Origin of the sequence: Neptunomonas japonica DSM 18939 (assembly GCF_000422765.1) — a bacterium.
Lineage (GTDB): Bacteria > Pseudomonadota > Gammaproteobacteria > Pseudomonadales > Balneatricaceae > Neptunomonas > Neptunomonas japonica.
Genome location: NZ_AUGR01000001.1, coordinates 89,235 through 104,790, shown reverse-complemented (window position 1 = coordinate 104,790; position 15,556 = coordinate 89,235). Strand labels below are relative to the sequence as shown.

General features: G+C 45.1%; 18 protein-coding genes. 12 read left to right on the top strand and 6 right to left on the bottom strand.

Annotation, left to right across the window (positions count from 1 at the left end; genetic code table 11):
- Window positions 1–22 precede the first annotated feature (22 nt).
- The 6 genes from G511_RS0100535 to G511_RS0100510 all read left to right on the top strand — a co-directional run bounded on the left by G511_RS0100535 (window position 23) and on the right by G511_RS0100510 (window position 5,748).
- Window positions 23–907 (top strand): DMT family transporter, encoded by an 885-nt coding sequence (locus G511_RS0100535; RefSeq protein WP_036550793.1) that lies wholly within the window; start codon window positions 23–25, stop codon window positions 905–907.
- A 112-nt stretch (window positions 908–1,019) separates the two neighbouring features.
- Entirely contained in the window at window positions 1,020–1,226 is a 207-nt protein-coding gene (locus tag G511_RS0100530; RefSeq protein WP_036550790.1) for a DUF2970 domain-containing protein, read from the top strand.
- A gap of 317 nt (window positions 1,227–1,543) precedes the next feature.
- Window positions 1,544–2,668 carry a cytochrome c oxidase subunit II gene (gene coxB / locus G511_RS0100525; protein WP_028467866.1) on the top strand — a complete coding sequence of 375 codons (1,125 nt, stop codon included), beginning with the start codon at window positions 1,544–1,546 and terminating at the stop codon, window positions 2,666–2,668.
- A 7-nt stretch (window positions 2,669–2,675) separates the two neighbouring features.
- Window positions 2,676–4,259 carry a cytochrome c oxidase subunit I gene (ctaD, locus tag G511_RS0100520; protein ID WP_201348999.1) on the top strand — a complete coding sequence of 528 codons (1,584 nt, stop codon included), beginning with the start codon at window positions 2,676–2,678 and terminating at the stop codon, window positions 4,257–4,259.
- An 8-nt stretch (window positions 4,260–4,267) separates the two neighbouring features.
- Window positions 4,268–4,870 carry a cytochrome c oxidase assembly protein gene (locus G511_RS21440; RefSeq protein WP_051221351.1) on the top strand — a complete coding sequence of 201 codons (603 nt, stop codon included), beginning with the start codon at window positions 4,268–4,270 and terminating at the stop codon, window positions 4,868–4,870.
- Complete coding sequence (locus G511_RS0100510; protein WP_236591026.1) at window positions 4,867–5,748, top strand: cytochrome c oxidase subunit 3; 882 nt, start codon at window positions 4,867–4,869, stop codon at window positions 5,746–5,748. The genes G511_RS21440 and G511_RS0100510 overlap by 4 nt, the downstream gene beginning before the upstream one ends.
- Before the next feature lie 23 nt (window positions 5,749–5,771).
- On the opposite strand, the gene G511_RS0100505 is transcribed toward G511_RS0100510, so the two are convergent.
- Window positions 5,772–5,978 (bottom strand): DUF2909 family protein, encoded by a 207-nt coding sequence (locus G511_RS0100505; protein WP_028467863.1) that lies wholly within the window; start codon window positions 5,976–5,978, stop codon window positions 5,772–5,774.
- Between G511_RS0100505 and G511_RS0100500 the strand changes: the two genes are divergently transcribed.
- The 5 genes from G511_RS0100500 to G511_RS0100480 all read left to right on the top strand — a co-directional run bounded on the left by G511_RS0100500 (window position 5,977) and on the right by G511_RS0100480 (window position 9,924).
- Complete coding sequence (locus G511_RS0100500) at window positions 5,977–6,711, top strand: SURF1 family protein (RefSeq protein WP_028467862.1); 735 nt, start codon at window positions 5,977–5,979, stop codon at window positions 6,709–6,711. The genes G511_RS0100505 and G511_RS0100500 overlap by 2 nt on opposite strands.
- On the top strand, window positions 6,708–7,196 hold the full coding sequence (locus G511_RS0100495; RefSeq protein ID WP_051221349.1) for a hypothetical protein: 489 nt from the start codon (window positions 6,708–6,710) through the stop codon (window positions 7,194–7,196). Before G511_RS0100500 ends, G511_RS0100495 begins: the two co-directional genes overlap by 4 nt.
- Before the next feature lie 15 nt (window positions 7,197–7,211).
- Window positions 7,212–8,270 carry a COX15/CtaA family protein gene (locus tag G511_RS21435; protein WP_051221348.1) on the top strand — a complete coding sequence of 353 codons (1,059 nt, stop codon included), beginning with the start codon at window positions 7,212–7,214 and terminating at the stop codon, window positions 8,268–8,270.
- The gene (gene cyoE, locus G511_RS0100485) at window positions 8,257–9,186 is read left to right on the top strand and encodes a heme o synthase (protein WP_036550787.1); all 930 of its coding nucleotides are present in this window, start codon (window positions 8,257–8,259) and stop codon (window positions 9,184–9,186) included. Before G511_RS21435 ends, cyoE begins: the two co-directional genes overlap by 14 nt.
- Before the next feature lie 132 nt (window positions 9,187–9,318).
- Window positions 9,319–9,924, top strand: coding sequence for a Yip1 family protein (locus tag G511_RS0100480; protein WP_028467859.1), 606 nt, complete (start codon window positions 9,319–9,321; stop codon window positions 9,922–9,924).
- Between the two features lie 92 nt (window positions 9,925–10,016).
- Here G511_RS0100480 and G511_RS0100475 read toward each other — a convergent pair whose 3' ends face one another.
- Entirely contained in the window at window positions 10,017–10,883 is an 867-nt protein-coding gene (locus G511_RS0100475) for an aminotransferase class IV (protein ID WP_028467858.1), read from the bottom strand.
- A gap of 468 nt (window positions 10,884–11,351) precedes the next feature.
- Here G511_RS0100475 and G511_RS0100470 point away from each other — a divergent pair, with 468 nt between their 5' ends.
- Complete coding sequence (locus G511_RS0100470; RefSeq protein ID WP_028467857.1) at window positions 11,352–12,266, top strand: LysR family transcriptional regulator; 915 nt, start codon at window positions 11,352–11,354, stop codon at window positions 12,264–12,266.
- Between the two features lie 17 nt (window positions 12,267–12,283).
- Here the strand turns inward: G511_RS0100470 and G511_RS0100465 are convergent, their stop codons facing one another.
- From G511_RS0100465 to G511_RS0100450, 4 genes are read right to left on the bottom strand one after another with little or no spacing between them, the layout of a single operon-like run.
- Entirely contained in the window at window positions 12,284–13,138 is an 855-nt protein-coding gene (locus G511_RS0100465; protein WP_028467856.1) for a DUF4392 domain-containing protein, read from the bottom strand.
- A gap of 28 nt (window positions 13,139–13,166) precedes the next feature.
- A complete protein-coding gene (locus G511_RS0100460; protein ID WP_028467855.1) occupies window positions 13,167–14,105 on the bottom strand; it encodes a 5-oxoprolinase subunit C family protein in 939 nt (312 codons plus the stop codon).
- A complete protein-coding gene (pxpB, locus tag G511_RS0100455; protein WP_028467854.1) occupies window positions 14,102–14,779 on the bottom strand; it encodes a 5-oxoprolinase subunit PxpB in 678 nt (225 codons plus the stop codon). Before pxpB ends, G511_RS0100460 begins: the two co-directional genes overlap by 4 nt.
- Window positions 14,776–15,537 (bottom strand): 5-oxoprolinase subunit PxpA, encoded by a 762-nt coding sequence (locus G511_RS0100450; RefSeq protein ID WP_036550784.1) that lies wholly within the window; start codon window positions 15,535–15,537, stop codon window positions 14,776–14,778. The genes pxpB and G511_RS0100450 overlap by 4 nt, the downstream gene beginning before the upstream one ends.
- Window positions 15,538–15,556 lie beyond the last annotated feature (19 nt).

The window sequence follows — 15,556 nt, the reverse complement described above, 5'->3', positions numbered from 1 at the left end:
TATAATAGTTTAGGGTTACATTTTGACGCAGACTCCTCACACAACAGGCGTTCAAATTGCCGCTATTGGCGCATTAGTTCTCAGCTTTGATGCCATGCTGATCAGGCTTACTGAAGCCTCATCTTGGGATGTTGTTTTTTGGCGTGGCTGGTTAATCTGTTTAGCCTTCAGCGCACTCATGCTGTTCAACCGGCAGAAAAGCCATTTGCCTGACAGTCGAAAAAACTGGATTGCTGCCGCTATTATTGCCGTGCTATACGGCGTTAATACCGTGCTTTTTGTTTACTCCATAGGGCATACAAGCACTGCTAACACGGTTGTTATTCTTGCTAGCTCGCCGCTTTTTGCCGCTATTTTCTCTCGAATTTTCCTCTATGAGCCGATTAAGCTTCGCGTATTATTCGCCATAGTCCTCGCCTTTGCTGGGGTTGTCACTATCTTTGCGGGTTCTTTTAACGGAAACCACTGGCAAGGCGATCTTGCAGCACTATGCTTAGCTATCTCGATGGGAGCAGTACTCACACTATTAAGGCACTTTTCTAAGCTGCCATTATTACCAATCATTGCTGTATCCGGTATTGTCGCGGGTCTCTTAGCCATTCCTCACGCATCACCGTTTTTGTTACCTGCTCAAAGCTATTTGTGGTTATCCATTATGGGGTTGGTTCAAATGCCTCTCGCTACATGGCTATTGATGCGCGCACCACGTTATATTCCCTCTGCAGAAGTTAGTTTGTTTCTATTAATTGAAACGATTCTGGGGCCTGTTTGGGTATGGCTTGCTGTTGGAGAAGAGACACCTGAACGTACATTCATTGGCGGAGCTATCATTTTAACGGCTATTTTTTCTAATTCATTAGCCGCACTTTATGAGTTAAAGAAAAGGCGAAATGCCTTACCAAAATAAACATCTCACCTTGGTTTTTTCCAAGGTCGTTACGCTACTACTCAAAAAAAGCGTAATATCTAAAAGAAAACTCTCTGCGAATAGGCTAGCCTATTCGCAAATGGAGGTTTCTATGTCAGATCAACGGCCCACTTTATGGCAAATGATTTTAAGCGTAATTTCTGCCATGTTTGGCGTTCAATCAGAGCAAAACAGAGAAAGAGACTTTACCAACGGAAGCTTATGGCCTTATGTTCTAATCGGTATTATTACTCTGATCATTTTTATTGTGGCGGTTATGCTACTAACCCGATGGGCTTTATCACTCGCTGGCGTTTAATAGATTTTAGCAACAATTTCACGATTTTAATTCACATTTAACAACACATTTACGCCATATTAAAAATTAAACATTTATTATATTGACTTATATCAATATTCCACTGCTATACTTAGTCTCATAAACGGACGGATAATAACAAAAGATGGGATGGAACTCGGGTCATCAAACCTGATTGAAACCCGTCACTACCGACGTTGCAGAAGTTACAGCGTAAAGGCTGAGACTGTGTGATTTTTACCGCCTAAACGTTGTTTTACAGCGCCCCTAGTGGACAGATTTCGAACAGGACGACACCCGATAAGGGGGAGCCTGTGATGAAAGTGACCAGACTGATGACGTTACTCATATCAACGAGTAGCGTTTCATATGCCCGCGCGGACTGGGCACTCAATATGCCTCGTGGCGTGACTGAAATCAGCCAGTCAGTCTTTGACTTACACATGATTATTTTTTGGATCTGTGTCGCCATCGGTGTCGTCGTATTTGGCGTAATGTTCTGGTCTATATTCCACCACCGCCAATCTCGTGGTGCAAAAGCTCATCACTTTCATGAAAACACCTTAGTTGAGATTATCTGGACACTCGTCCCCTTTGCCATTCTCATCGCAATGGCGATTCCTGCCACAGCGACTCTAGTCAAAATGTACGACCCATCTGATGCAGACATCGATATTCAGGTTACCGGTTATCAATGGAAGTGGCGCTACCAATACCTTGGCGAAGATATCGACTTTTTCTCGAATACGACCACACCGCTTGAGCAAATTAACAACGAAGAAGAGAAAGGAGAAAACTACCTTCTTGAAGTTGATAACCCTCTGGTTATTCCTGCTGGGAAAAAAGTACGTTTTTTAATTACCTCAGTGGATGTTATCCACAGCTGGTGGGTGCCTGACTTTGCCGTTAAAAAAGATGCTATCCCAGGTTTTATTAATGAGTCTTGGACTAATGTCCCAGAACCTGGCATCTATCGCGGCCAGTGCACTGAACTGTGCGGTAAAAATCACGGATTTATGCCAATAGTCGTGGATGTTCGCCCCCAAGCAGAATATGAGCTTTGGGTAGCGCAACAAAAAAATATCAAAGCACAAGAAATCGCATCGGCCAAACAAAGTATCAGCATGGAAGAACTGATGAGCAAAGGAGAGGCGGTGTATCAAACAAGCTGCGCGGCTTGCCATCAAGCTAACGGTGAAGGTATTCCCAATGTTTTCCCAGGCCTAAAAAACAGCCCTATAGCCACCGGCGATATCAATCAACACATCGACATTGTACTAAACGGAAAAACCGGGTCCGCAATGCAAGCCTTCCGCGAGCAGCTAAGTGCCGTTGATCTAGCTGCTGTCATAACGTATGAGCGAAATGCATGGGGCAACAATATGGGCGATAAGGCAGAGCCTGCCGCCATCGATGAACTTAAAGTAGCGGCTAAGCAATAGGAGGCTGATGATGAATACCATGACAAAGGTTGAACATACAGAGCATCACGGCCCAGCAGCAGGTATAAGTCGCTGGTTTTATACTACCAACCATAAAGATATAGGCACCCTCTATTTATGGTTCAGTTTTGCTATGTTTCTGACCGGTGGCTGTATGGCACTGATGATTCGAGCAGAGCTCTTCCAACCCGGCTTACAGTTGATACAACCTGACTTTTTTAACCAAATGACCACCATGCACGGGCTAATCATGGTATTTGGTGCAGTGATGCCCGCCTTTGTTGGTTTGGCAAACTGGATGCTGCCTATGATGGTCGGTGCTCCCGATATGGCGCTGCCTCGCATGAACAACTGGAGCTTCTGGATTCTACCATTTGCGTTTGCCATGATGCTCAGCACACTCTTTATGGACGGTGGTGCTCCTAACTTTGGCTGGACATTTTATGCTCCACTTTCCACAACTTACGCCCCTCCAAGTGTTACTTACTTTATTTTCGCCGTCCATATGATGGGGATTAGTTCCATTATGGGTGCGATCAACATCATCGCGACCATTTTAAATATGCGTGCCCCTGGCATGACAATGATGAAGCTTCCATTATTTGTATGGACATGGCTAATCACTGCTTTTTTACTTATCGCTGTTATGCCTGTATTGGCAGGTGTAGTTACCATGATGTTGATGGATATTCATTTTGGTACCAGCTTTTTCAATGCGGCCGGTGGCGGTGACCCGGTGCTATTCCAGCACGTATTCTGGTTCTTTGGACACCCCGAAGTTTACATCATGATTCTACCGGCCTTTGGGATTGTAAGTGAGATTATCCCCACCTTTGCTCGCAAGCGGCTATTTGGCTATAGCTCCATGGTTTATGCCACATCATCTATCGCATTTCTTTCCTTTATCGTGTGGGCTCATCATATGTTCACGGTTGGCCTGCCGTTAATGGGAGAGCTGTTCTTTATGTACGCCACTATGCTCATTGCCGTTCCGACGGGTGTTAAAGTTTTTAACTGGGTTGCCACCATGTTCAGGGGTTCTATGACCTTTGAAACACCGATGCTATTTGCTGTCGCGTTTGTGGTGCTTTTCACCATCGGTGGATTTTCTGGATTAATGCTCGCCATTGCTCCCGCCGATTTCCAATATCATGACACCTACTTTGTCGTTGCACATTTTCATTACGTTTTGGTTCCCGGGGCAGTATTTGCCATTATGGCGGGTGTGTATTACTGGTTACCTAAGTGGACTGGGCATTACTACCCCGAAACTATGGGTAAAGTGCATTTCTGGTGTAGCTTTGTCGGTGTAAACCTGACGTTTTTCCCTATGCACTTTATCGGCTTAGCTGGCATGCCACGTCGTATACCTGATTACGCATTGCAGTTTGCTGACTTCAATATGGTCGCTTCTATCGGTGCTTTCATTTTTGGTTTTTCACAACTTATTTTTCTTGTTTTAATCATCAAAACCATCCGAGGTGGCAGCCCTGCCACACCTGAAGTTTGGGATGAACCAGAGGGGTTAGAATGGACCATTCCTTCGCCAGCGCCTTATCACACTTTCACAACACCACCTGAAGTGAAGTAGGTGTTCTCATGAAGCCTATAAACTCAACTCAACAAAAAAACAGATCAATCGTACGCACATTGCTATTTAGCTGCGTACTGATGTTTGGTTTTGGCTTTGCATTGGTGCCACTTTATGATGTTTTTTGTCGCATCACTGGACTAAACGGCAAAGTAACGAATACCGGCCCTGTGGCACCTGCAGGTAGTGATAAAAACAGAATTGTCCGCGTACAAATGATCGCGGTTAATAATGAGTCAATGCCGTGGGCTTTTCGCGCACTGTCCCCTGTTGTGAAGGTATACCCGGGTGAAAGTAAACATGCTGCTTATTTAGCACATAACCCCACAACACAAAGGATGGTAGCCCAGGCAATTCCTTCGGTATCTCCTTCAGAAGCGGCGCAGTACCTGCATAAAGTGAATTGCTTTTGTTTTGATAGACAACCATTGAACAGCTTAGAAACAAAAGAGATGCCACTGGTATTTGTCATCGACCCTAAGCTTCCCGACCACATAAGCACTGTGACTTTATCCTACACGCTCTTTGATATCACCACGACGCAAATAGCTAAAAACAACACCTCGTCTAACTCATCTCAACCTAATAGCACAGGGAGGCACACATTATGAGCCATGAGACTTATTATGTTCCCGCGCAAAGCCGCTGGCCGATTTTGGCCTCAATTGCCCTATTCTTGTTGGCTTATGGTGCTGGCACCCTGATTAATGGGCTCAAAACACAAACAGGAGATACGGGCTTACTTTTGCTTTTAGCAGGCGCTTTCATGATGAGTTTAATACTCATTGGTTGGTTTAGACATGTCATTAATGAAAGTATCGACGGAAAATTTAGCCCTCAGGCAGATCTATCTTTTCGCTGGGGTATGAGCTGGTTTATCTTTTCTGAAATCATGTTCTTTGTCGCCTTTTTCGGTGCCCTTTTTTATGTGCGTACACTCGCTGTTCCATGGTTAGGAGGGGAAGGAGAGAAAGGCGTCAGCAATATGCTGTGGCAGGGATTTGAAGCTCAATGGCCATTACTCACCACGCCTGATATGGAACAATTCCCAGGCGCTAGCGCAGTTATCGACCCTTGGCACTTGCCTCTCCTCAATACCGCTATTCTTATCTCATCTAGCTTCACTATTACACTGGCACATCATGCTTTAAAAGCACAACGCCGCTCAGCGCTTATCCTCTGGCATGGCGTAACGATTATTTTAGGAATAATCTTTCTATTCTTCCAAGCCACCGAATATATCGAAGCCTATCAAGAACTTGGACTCACTCTACACTCAGGCATTTACGGCGCCACCTTCTTTATATTGACCGGTTTTCATGGACTACATGTCACGTTAGGCACACTCATGTTGATTATCATTTGGTTGCGAGTACTAAAAGGCCACTTCACACCGGATAGTCACTTTGGATACGAAGCAGTCGCCTGGTACTGGCACTTTGTTGATGTAGTTTGGGTAGGTTTGTTTCTGTTTGTTTACGTATTTTAATAATCTGAATAACTAGATTCGCATCAAAGCCAAGGAGCATGAGAAACCAATTGACCACTAAAAAACCCGTATACAAGCAGTACTAATAACAACACGCAAAACAGTACACGCAGATACAAGGAATAGACAATACGACGGGAAGAACCTTGGTCCCGAATAAGGAAGTACAGGCCGCCAAATAAACTAACAACGGCCCCAATAAATAGTAGCAGAAGTAGGAACTTAATCATGAGTGACCTCCAATGCAGATACAGTAATAGTAAAGACCGGCAGCGAAATCTATTCAAGTGGATTCTCACTCTGCAGGCGGTGCTTATCTGCTCACTACTCATTTTTTTAGGCAACTGGCAATTACAGCGAGCCGCTGAAAAAGAACAGCTTTTGCTGCAGTTTTCCCACGGAGAAACCAAGCAGGCCAACAACACCTACATTCGTTTATTTGACAAAGTTGAGCTAAATGGCACGCTAAGTAAACGCTACTTCCTACTAGACAACCGTACTTGGCAAGGGCAAGTAGGGTATGAAGTCATCGTAGCCTTAATAGGCAATAATAAAAAAACTCGGCTCATCAGCTTAGGCTGGTTAGCAGCAGGGGACGATAGACGCACACTTCCGGCTTTATCTCTTCCCAATGCCATACCTAGCATCATCGCTTATGCTGACAAACCTTCGGCTCCTTTATTGCTTGGCGAAGACCACTGGTCCCAAGGATGGCCCAAACGAATTCAGCACCTTGATCTAAATAAAATATCCGCTGCGCTCAATACACCTGTTTCAGCATGGCTGTACCGTCCGACAAAGCAAGTATTACCCGAACTTACACTCACTTGGGAGCCTGTTGTATTACCTCCACAACGTCATACCGGTTATGCCGTTCAATGGTATGGATTAGCAGCAGCCTGGTTAATTTGTAGTGCTGTTCTAGCTAAAAAAGTGCTCACTAATAAGGAGAACATGGCATGAACCGTCTTAGTTTCTGGCTCATTTGGCTATTTGGTGCAGGCCCTATGCTATTAGCCGTTTTCCTTTATTTCAGTGGATTCGCCCCCTCAAATAGCAGCCAAAGAGGTGAGTTATTACCTCCCGGAGTGACATTAAGCGATTGGGAACTAATAGACCCTACAGGAAAAAAGCACGACGCTAATGGCCAATGGCAATTACTCCTGATCAGCACAGCTGCCTGCACTGACCGTTGTGCTTATTGGCAACAGCAACTCCCACAAGTAAACCAAGCACTCGGTAAAGACAAAGGCAGGGTTATCTGGGCATTGGCAGCTGAAAGCACACAACAAAACCAAGTAAACAACGCGCAATTACCCCAACAGGGAAGTGCCATTTGGTTAGCAGACCCCAATGGCAACTTAGTGTTGCAATACTCATTAGAACAAACACCCAAAGACCTATTAAAAGACCTAAAGCGCTTATTAAAAGTCTCACGAATAGGCTAAAAGACAGGACAATAGATGATGCAGCGTAATTTATCGATTCTAGTCAACTCAGCTCTACTACTTGCCCTAGTGGTAGTATTGCTTGGCGGCTGGACGCGCATAAATTACGCAGGGTTAGGTTGTCCGGACTGGCCGGGCTGCTATGGATCACTCATACTACCCAGCGAGCCCATGCAACTGCAGCAACTACAAAGCGCTTTTCCAAACCAACCCATTGATACCTACAAAGGCTGGTTAGAAATGACGCACCGTTATGCAGCTGGCACTCTGGGCTTATTCATACTGGGCATCGCACTCTTAAATTATAAAAACCGCAATACTGAATTATCTCTAGGCTACTTACCCCCAGCATTACTCGTTTTAGTCGCTATACAAGCACTGTTCGGCATGTGGACAGTCACTCTGAAGCTTTTACCTCCCATTGTGACGCTGCATTTACTGGGAGGCCTTCTCACCTTAACGCTGCTCTTCATGCTACAAGCCAAACTGCGAAGAGTTAGAGCGGCTGCATGCTCGACGGTTTCTAAAAAATCTGAGCTAAACCACTCATTGAGAGCCTGCTCAAGCTCTCGCTTTAAAATTTTAATCGGTGTCATTCTTCTTTTTTTCCAGCTGGCACTTGGCGGATGGACCAGTGCTAACTACGCTGGCTGGGCATGCTCTGATTGGATCCTTTGCAACCAGGACACAGAGACCACACTGGATTTTGTACGTGGATTTGAGCTTTCCACTGACATTGAAGCAAATTATGAAGGCGGCCTGCTATCACTAGAAGCCCGTGCTGCCATTCAAATGACACACCGCGGCATGGCGTTACTGCTAATAGCTTACCTTCTATGGCTTAGCTGGAACCTACACAAACTTTCAGGCGTATTTAAACGCCCCGTTCAACTGGTATTGCTACTAGCGATAGCACAAGCAGGTTTAGGCATTGCAAACGTCATTTGGGCTGTACCACTACCACTAGCAACTGCGCATCATGCAGGAGCCGTAAGCTTATTACTTGCCATGTTGTGGCTTTACCAACGTAGCACCCGATTCTCATCAAGAGGAGTCACTTATGCAGCACTCTAACGTAGAGCAGGTTAGCCATATTACTCAATCTCCCAGCAGCGAAGCGACTTCACATTGGCAGGATTATTTAGGCCTTTGTAAATTAAAAGTAGTCGCGGTAATGCTGTTAACAGCGCTGGTTGGAATGTGCTTAGCCACCCCAGAACTGCCCGCTTTTAGTACGCTCTTCTGGGGGCTTACAGGCATAGGACTGGCCTCATGCTCTGCGGCGGCTGTTAATCATGTTGTGGATAGCCGTATCGATGAAAAAATGGCAAGGACACGCCATCGCCCTCTCCCTCAAGGAAAGGTCACTCACCAGCAAGCCCTGTTGTTTGCAGCTGTGATTGGGGTAGCAGGGATAGCGTCATTGGTCTTTTTTATAAATGCACTTACTGCATGGCTAACGCTAGCGTCACTTATCGGTTATGCCGTCATTTATTCAATGTGGCTAAAGCGTGCTACGCCGCAAAACATTGTGATTGGGGGTGTAGCTGGTGCTGCCCCTCCTCTACTTGGCTGGGTTGCTGTGACAGGAGTACTCGAGCCCAATAGCCTATTATTGATGCTTATTATCTTTGCTTGGACACCCCCTCATTTTTGGGCTTTATGTATTGCACGCAAAGCAGATTATCAAAAAGCAGGCATTCCCATGCTTCCCGTCACCCATGGCGAAGCCTTTACTAAGTTACAAATTATTCTCTATACCCTCTTGATGGTCGCTACCACTGCCTTCCCTTATCTTACAAAAATGAGTGGAGATCTTTATTTAATAGGCGTAGTCGCACTGAATGTTAGGTTTATGCAATGGGCTTGGTGGGTGTACAACAGCGACGACAAAAAAGTAGCTATGGGCATGTTCAAATACAGCATCACTTACATCATGCTGTTATTCGTTATATTACTTGTTGATCACTACTATGCATTTTTTTCATGATAATAACGGGCACAAAATAGAATTTTAAGGATCAAAGATTCCTGAAGTAGTAATAAAGGAAACTGCAATTGAGAAAACGCAACTGATAGGCGTATCACCCGGGCGGGCGATAACGCCAAAGGGAGAATACACATGTTTATTCAACATATGATGGGCATTCTATACCACCCAAAAACTGAGTGGGGAATGATTAAAAACGAGCACTACTCTGCAACGCATGTATTCATGGCGCAAATCAGCATATTAGCTGCTATACCAGCGATATCATTATTTATTGGTACAACACAGATAGGCTGGAGCATAGCCGGAGGTGAGTTTGTTAAATTACAAACCTCCAGCGCTATGATGGCTGCGATAGCTTTCTACTTTGCCATGTGGGTTGCAGTTGGCCTCATTGCGTATGGAGTACGCTGGATGGAAAAAACCTATGGTGGAGAAGCCTCTTATGAGGACTGCTTACTATTAACTACCTTTACTGCAACACCTATGTTTTTATCCGGTCTTGCAGGACTTTACCCTATGCTATGGTTAAACGTCATGGTGGTATTAGCAGCGCTTACCTATAGTATTTACCTCCTCTATACTGGCGTTCCTATCATTATGCAGATATCTGAAGACCGTGCATTTTTGTTTGCATCTTCAGTTCTGACTGTTGGCTTATGTGTATTGGTAGGTTTAATGGTTACTACTGTCATCCTCTGGAGCACCGTCATACCGCTTAGCTACATTTCGGGATAACTGTATTTTTTAGATAAACTAAAAACAAAAAAGCCCCGGATACTTATCAAGTACCGGGGCTTTTTTAACTCATAGAATTAATTCACATACGCTTAGCTGTGAGTGAATTTAGCATCCGTGTAGATACGAAATGCAGCTTCCCAAACAGGGCCTACTTTTCCATTACCCACTGCTTTACCGTCGATCTGAGTAATTGGAGCAATCTCTTTAGATGAGCTACTGATCCAAACTTCATCAGCGCTGTAGACTTCATCCATAGTCACTGTACGTTCTTCAACCTTGATTGAACCATCAGCAACAAGGCTATCAATGATAATGCGACGCGTAATACCTGGCAAAATCTGATTGTCTTGAATAGGCGTAATAACCACACCGTCTTTAACGATGTAAGCATTGACAGAACTGCCTTCAGTTAATTCATTATTAGCGTTATACAACAAGCACTCACTATTACCTGATGCATGACCTTGTTGAAAATGCATAACATTACCCAACAGTGCTGTAGATTTGATATGACATCTTTTCCAGCGAAGATCTTCTGAAGTCGTCACTGTGTAAGCATGTACCTTTTCACGGTCAACTGGCTCAGGATCTTTAATATCGAATGTAAAACAAAAAATAGTCGGTTCTACATTTTCAGGATATGCATGAAAACGCTTAACATCTGTACCACGTGATACATGTACATACACGCCTAGATTATTAGTCGCGCCTTCGTTGCGGACAATCAGATCGTCGAGAAGAACTGTCCATTCATCAACAGATTTTTTGCACTTGATTTCAATCGACCCTAAGCCATCAATCATACGCTCAATATGAGGCAGCAAACCAACAGACTTGCCGTTGTAATATGGGATTACTTCATAGATGCCATCACCAAACAAAAATCCGCGATCTAGCGGTGAAATGCGGGTCTCTTCTAACGGAAGATATTCACCGTTTAAGTATGCGATGCTCATATGTAGTTACCTCTTATTGTACTTGCTATGGGTACTTGCGGACGAACGAAGGGCAGTTCCAATATGAGGGTTGCCAAGTCTGCAGAGTATTTGTTGAAGACGTTCTTGAAAGCAAGACTGCTTCACTGGTTAATAAAATTGAAGACGGTTTATAGTACATAAAGTGAATTCTTTGCAAGCGCTCAAACAATTAAACAAAAAACACCTAAAAATAACAAAAAAATAGGTATTATGTCTAAAAAAATATTTATGAACAGAAAATAAACCCACCCAAAAGTTCACTCCAAAGTCGTAATACTCACGTTAGTATTAGAGAATATTATCCATCCTAACAAGAATATCCTAGTAAATGAAAGAGCGCTGAATTGAATGCCTTGTCAAACATTCCATAAGCCTTCGCTCTATTAAACAGCTTGGTGTAGCAATATACTCTACAGTATTCATCTTCTTATGGTGTTCAGAAATTCTATGCGTCTACGCAACCTTTCTACATTTATTAAAGTAGCTCGTCTTGGAAGTTTTCATGCCGCTTCACAGCAGCTTCATGCCAGCCAGCCTGCTATTTCCGCACGTATCATTGCGCTGGAAGAAGAGCTAGGTGTCCAGCTGTTTATTCGTGATAAAAGCGGTACAAAAATTACGGCATGGGGGAGCCAGCTTTTACCTTATGCAGAAAAACTTATCGCCATTAGCCAAGAGATGAAGGCCCAGGTCAACCACGACAAACCACAAAAAGGCACGTTACGCATCGGTATTGCCGATACGCTGGCGCACTTATGGCTATCCGCATTACTAAAACATTGGCAGGAGCTGCATCCGCTGATCTCATTCGAGCTTACCAGTGACGTGACCCCTACACTGATTCGCCAGCTACAAAACCACCAGATTGATTTCGCATTGATGGTTGCCGAACAAAGCATCCCACCCAATCTAGTCGTCGACCCACTTTGTAGTTATCCACAATGCTGGGTCGCCACGCCCGAAAACCCACTTGCTGATAAAGCGAATTGTACAATGCAAGATCTAGCCACATCGCCAATATTAAGCTTTCCTCGAGACAGCCGCCCCTGGCATTACTTACAACAGCTGTTTAGCGCATTGAATGAGCAACCCGTCATCCACACCTGCAGCTCCGTTGCTAACTTGCTCAACCTTATTCGCCAAGGTGTGGGCATAGCTCTACTGCCAAGGCCTCTTGTAGAGCAAGCTCTACTAAACAAAGAGCTTATTGCATTATCCATCGATACTGCCCCACCAGAATTAGCTTTTTGCTACAGTTGGCGGCTAGATGATGATCGAACATTACCCAGCTTACTAGCAGATAGCAGCCGGGCTATTATGCAGTTTCCAGCACAAGCGAAAAACCTTAGCACTGGGAAATAAACAGCGTTCCAGAAGCCTTACTGCATACCGATGATCTGGCGAAGCTGCTCTAATACCGCCTCACCTTCACACGGGTCTAACCCATCTTCCGTTAATTCATTTTGTCGTGTAACACCATCGACACTGCCAAGGCCAGAAAGATATTCTAAAATTTCGCGTGGTTTAACGGCCGCTAACAAATCGATGTCATTCATAACACTGAGCATGGCCATAATGCCATAGGCTCCCCAGTTAGAGACATCTGCAATCAACAACTCATCAACTTGCGTCGTAGCCGAAACAATATCCAAATCTTTCAACGCATCGGTAATATTACCCATGCCAATTTCATTACCGCCATCACCAATACCAATCGTTGGGCACTTCGCATTGTTGATAAAGGTATCAAAGCATGCCGTACGCTCGCTGATGCTTTCGCCACGCATGTTGTAATAACCGCCATCTGCTGCTTGTCCAGGGCGTTCGATAGATAACACAGCATCGGGTTGGAAGTGGTACAAAGCCTTAAACGCTTCTAACATACGTTCTTGGTGCTCACCAACACGGATCTCATGGACGCGGTAATTTTTCATCAAAGCCTGAGATACAGGAGGACCACAAACAATAACAGGGGTTGCTCCTAAGGTTTCTAACGCATTATAAAGCGCAATTGCACCCACAGGGCCATCGGTTTCGAAGGTATCAATCACTGGAAACCCGGTACCAATCAATACATGCCCTTTACATTTATTAAGGATACGCGCAGCACGCAAGTAATAACCTGTCTGCAAGGCAGGCTGTACCGTTTTCATACCGCGTAAGTTTCTTGCCACTAGCGCATCTTCAACCTGCAAGCTCAAAGCCGCTTCATTTAATCTACATTGATTAGTCATTTATTATTCTCCGGAATTAGGGTCAAGCTCAGGCTATTTGCTGTAACGACGTGTTGATAAATCGTCGCTGAGCCAAGCAATTGATGTTGTGAGCCTTCTCCAGGCTAATCTCTTCAAAACGGATCTTCGCCCCTGGCATTCTTTGTGATAATTGAGCAGTATCACGCGAAATAACGGAACCAATTTTTGGGTAACCACCAATAGTCTGGCGATCATTTAAGAGGACAATAGGCTGCCCATCAGCAGGAATTTGAATAGCACCATGACAAATCCCTTCAGAAAGAATACCGTTAAGTTGGGACTTTACCGGCTGCCCTTCTAAACGAAACCCCATGCGATCAGCGCGGCTAGATAACGCATATTCACTGGAAAAGAATAAGCGCTGCTGCACACTGTCAAATGTTTGGTGCTGATAGCCCAGAATCACGCGTAAAGTGACATCAGAGTTATAGTCGGGTTGCTCAGATTCAGGCAATGCCCAAAGAGCAGTCGGGCGATGTGCCTGACAAGGCAATAGATCACCTTGCTTAAGTTTATCGCCACTCAATCCGCCGACAGCTTCACGCGTAACCGTAGCTGTACTGGAAAAACTCTGATCTACATTAAAGCCACCCGCTACCGTCAAATAAGCACGCGAGCCCGAAGTAGCAAATCCCAATTCAATTTTGTCGCCAGCGTTTACCTTATGAGTACACCAGCGAGCTACATCTTGACCATTAATCTTGAAAGGCATGTCTGCGCCAGTAACAGCCAGAGCAGTATCAACTTGAGCCTCAAGCACAAGCCCGCCAATACTTACTTCCAAACCCGTTGCATCGAGTTCATTACCGCACAGGCGGTTAGCCCATTTAAATGCTTCACCATCCAACGGCCCTCCGGTCGTCAGGCCGATGCGATGCTGACCATAACGCCCTGCATCTTGGATAAGGGTTAGCAAGCCAGGTTGCTTAACTAAAAAACCACTCATAGCTCACCTCCCAATGCCAAAAACTCAGCGCGCTCAATCGGCGAAAAGCGTACGCGATCTCCGACCTGTACAGGCATCGTAGGATCCGCTTCAGGATTAAACATGCGCGTTGGACACAATCCAATCAGGTTCCAGCCGCCCGGAGATACTGCTGGGTATACCGCCGTCTGGCGGTCAGCAATAGCCACAGCACCACGCGGTACCTTAAGGCGAGGCGTACTTAGACGAGCAGCAGCAATACGAGGATCAACTTCACCTAAATAAGCAAAGCCTGGCGCAAAGCCGATGGCATACACGCGGTATTCCATCTCACTATGAATCTTTATTACTTCAGCTACCGTCAGTTTTGCATTCTCTGCCAAAGTCTCAAGATCAGGGCCTGACTCTGCACTGTAATAGACGGGCAGTGTGACAACCTGACCGGCTTGCTGCTCCGCATGGCCAAGCTGTGCAAGTGTTTCACGAATATGACGACGCACTGCATAATGGTCAGTTTTGTGCTGATCATAAATCACCAACAGCGATGCATATGAAGGCACCATATCTATCAAGGTGTCAGCCATCACTATCTCTAACCTTGCAGCGGCTTGCTGTACTTGAGCCGACACAAGAGGATCAGTGGTTTCGCCAAAATAGATAATCAGGGAGTTTTCGCCTGCAATTTCAACGTTCATTTTGCTGTCGTTCCAGAATCATTATCTGTAGAGATCAATTGACGAATCTCCTCGATAGCTTGCACGCCGGCAAGATTATCACCATGCACACATAAGGTATCAGCATGCAGGTTTAAGGTATGACCGCTAACACTGGTAACCGTACCGGTGTTAGCCAACTGAATAACCTGCGCCAACATTTTTTCTCGGTTATGCACCGCACCTTCTTTTGTACGAGACAGCAGCTTGCCATCATCGGCATAACAACGATCAGCGAAGGCTTCAAACCACAGGTTCAACCCCCACTGAGCTGCTTCAGCACGGTGTTTTACCGCATCAGGCGTGCCCTGCAACATCAATACAATGGGACGGTGATAACTAGCAACCGCTTGCATGATACTTTTACGTACCGCTTCGTCAGCCATCATGTCGTTATATAAAGCACCATGTGGTTTCACATACGCCAGAGACAACCCCATGGACGCTGCCATGCCATCTAAAGCAGAAATCTGATATAACATCAGCGCTTGAATTTCAGCATCACTGGCTTTAATAGATCGACGTCCAAACCCTACTAGGTCGGGGTAACCCGGATGAGCACCAATACTAACGCCATGTGTTTTAGCAAGCTGTAGCGTTTTCTGCATAACAAGCGGGTCGCCCGCATGAAAACCACACGCAATATTAGCCTGATCAATATGCGGCATTACCGCATCATCCATCCCCATTTTCCAGGAACCTAAGCTTTCACCTAAATCACAGTTCAATTTCAAAGACATTGTCATTCTCCCAGCAGCA

Bases quoted from the DNA above. Each gene is read 5' to 3' on its own strand.
- G511_RS0100505 (WP_028467863.1), bottom strand. From the start codon at position 5,978: ATGATTAAGTTCCTACTTCTGCTACTATTTATTGGGGCCGTTGTTAGT.
- G511_RS21435 (WP_051221348.1), top strand. From the start codon at position 7,212: ATGATGCAGCGTAATTTATCGATTCTAGTCAACTCAGCTCTACTACTT.
- G511_RS0100500 (WP_028467862.1), top strand. From the start codon at position 5,977: ATGAGTGACCTCCAATGCAGATACAGTAATAGTAAAGACCGGCAGCGA.
- G511_RS0100470 (WP_028467857.1), top strand. From the start codon at position 11,352: ATGCGTCTACGCAACCTTTCTACATTTATTAAAGTAGCTCGTCTTGGA.
- pxpB (WP_028467854.1), bottom strand. From the start codon at position 14,779: ATGAACGTTGAAATTGCAGGCGAAAACTCCCTGATTATCTATTTTGGC.
- G511_RS0100530 (WP_036550790.1), top strand. From the start codon at position 1,020: ATGTCAGATCAACGGCCCACTTTATGGCAAATGATTTTAAGCGTAATT.
- G511_RS0100480 (WP_028467859.1), top strand. From the start codon at position 9,319: ATGTTTATTCAACATATGATGGGCATTCTATACCACCCAAAAACTGAG.
- G511_RS0100450 (WP_036550784.1), bottom strand. From the start codon at position 15,537: ATGTCTTTGAAATTGAACTGTGATTTAGGTGAAAGCTTAGGTTCCTGG.
- G511_RS0100465 (WP_028467856.1), bottom strand. From the start codon at position 13,138: ATGACTAATCAATGTAGATTAAATGAAGCGGCTTTGAGCTTGCAGGTT.
- cyoE (WP_036550787.1), top strand. From the start codon at position 8,257: ATGCAGCACTCTAACGTAGAGCAGGTTAGCCATATTACTCAATCTCCC.
- G511_RS0100475 (WP_028467858.1), bottom strand. From the start codon at position 10,883: ATGAGCATCGCATACTTAAACGGTGAATATCTTCCGTTAGAAGAGACC.
- G511_RS0100495 (WP_051221349.1), top strand. From the start codon at position 6,708: ATGAACCGTCTTAGTTTCTGGCTCATTTGGCTATTTGGTGCAGGCCCT.
- G511_RS0100510 (WP_236591026.1), top strand. From the start codon at position 4,867: ATGAGCCATGAGACTTATTATGTTCCCGCGCAAAGCCGCTGGCCGATT.
- coxB (WP_028467866.1), top strand. From the start codon at position 1,544: ATGAAAGTGACCAGACTGATGACGTTACTCATATCAACGAGTAGCGTT.
- G511_RS0100460 (WP_028467855.1), bottom strand. From the start codon at position 14,105: ATGAGTGGTTTTTTAGTTAAGCAACCTGGCTTGCTAACCCTTATCCAA.
- ctaD (WP_201348999.1), top strand. From the start codon at position 2,676: ATGATGAATACCATGACAAAGGTTGAACATACAGAGCATCACGGCCCA.
- G511_RS21440 (WP_051221351.1), top strand. From the start codon at position 4,268: ATGAAGCCTATAAACTCAACTCAACAAAAAAACAGATCAATCGTACGC.